This window comes from Streptomyces sparsus (assembly GCF_054776295.1).
Genome location: NZ_BAAHCA010001307.1, coordinates 1 through 1,053, shown reverse-complemented (window position 1 = coordinate 1,053; position 1,053 = coordinate 1). Strand labels below are relative to the sequence as shown.

The window sequence follows — 1,053 nt, the reverse complement described above, 5'->3', positions numbered from 1 at the left end:
CCGCCCGTACGCCCGCGCCCGGCCGTCCGCGGGCCCGGTTGCCAGCGGGCCCGGCCGCCGTACGCCCGGGGTGTCGGCGCACCCCCTATATGGGGTGAAACGGAAGAGATCCGTCTGCGTGAGCCGGGTCTCCCCGGGTACGCGGAGGACATGAACGAGATCCTTGCGCAGCGGGACCTGCTGGTCGGCATCGGCCCGTTCCTCGCCGGCCTCGGCGTGGTGACGGTCCTGATCCTTGCTGTCTGGCTCGGCGTGCGCCAGGTCAAGGGCGGCCGCCGGATCAGTCGCCCGGCGGCCGACCCGCCCCCGGCGACGCCGGTCGGTTACGAGTCCGGGCCGCCCGAGGACACCGAGATGCCGCACGACGGCCACCGCCGCTCGCCGCACGAACTGAAGGACCACGGGTCCTCCGGCGACGGCATGCCCGACCGCCGGGACCAGGAACGCTGACCCGCGCCGACCGGCCGACGCGCTGCCCCCGGACCGCCGTGCCGAGCGGCTGACCCAGCCGACAAGCTGATCCCTGGCCCCCGCAGGCGACCGCCCATCGCAGCCCGAAGTGCTGCCCCCGGTCCCACACAGGTGACCACCCCGCCGCCGCCCCGCACCGGCCGCAGGCACCGGCCGCCGCCTCGCAGCGCTACCGCTGGCGCAACGCCGTGATCGGCGGCACCGGCTTCGTCACCGGCGTGCTGTTCCACCCGAGGGTCAACGGCCTCGCCTACGCCCGGACCGACATCGGCGGCGCCTACCGCTGGGACGACCGGACGGCCCGCTGGACGCCGCTCAACGACGACCTGGGCTGGGACGACTGGAACCGCACCTGTGTGGAGGCGATGGCCGTCGACCCGTCCCACCCCGACCGGCTGTACCTGGCCGTCGGCACCTACGCCCAGCCGTGGGCCGGCAACGGCGCGGTGCTGCGCTCCACCGACCGGGGCGCGACCTGGGCGCGCACCGACCTGGACGTGAAGCTCGGCGCCAACGAGGACGGGCGCGGCACCGGCGAGCGCCTGCTCGTGGACCCGGGCGACAGCAGCACCCTGTGGCTGG

1 protein-coding gene and 1 pseudogene are annotated in these 1,053 nt (G+C 75.6%); both read left to right on the top strand.

Annotated features, from left to right (window positions below; translation table 11 throughout):
* The first annotated feature begins 150 nt into the window (after positions 1-150).
* Positions 151-450: a DUF6479 family protein gene (locus ACYVE9_RS28080; RefSeq protein WP_461030700.1), complete on the top strand. Its 300-nt coding sequence runs from the start codon at positions 151-153 to the stop codon at positions 448-450.
* A 185-nt stretch (positions 451-635) separates the two neighbouring features.
* A pseudogene (locus ACYVE9_RS28075) lies at positions 636-1,053 on the top strand (beta propeller repeat protein); the annotation flags it as partial.

What these genes read in the sequence shown, in the direction of transcription:
- ACYVE9_RS28080 (WP_461030700.1), top strand. Translation starts at nt 151, where the DNA reads ATGAACGAGATCCTTGCGCAGCGGGACCTGCTGGTCGGCATCGGCCCG.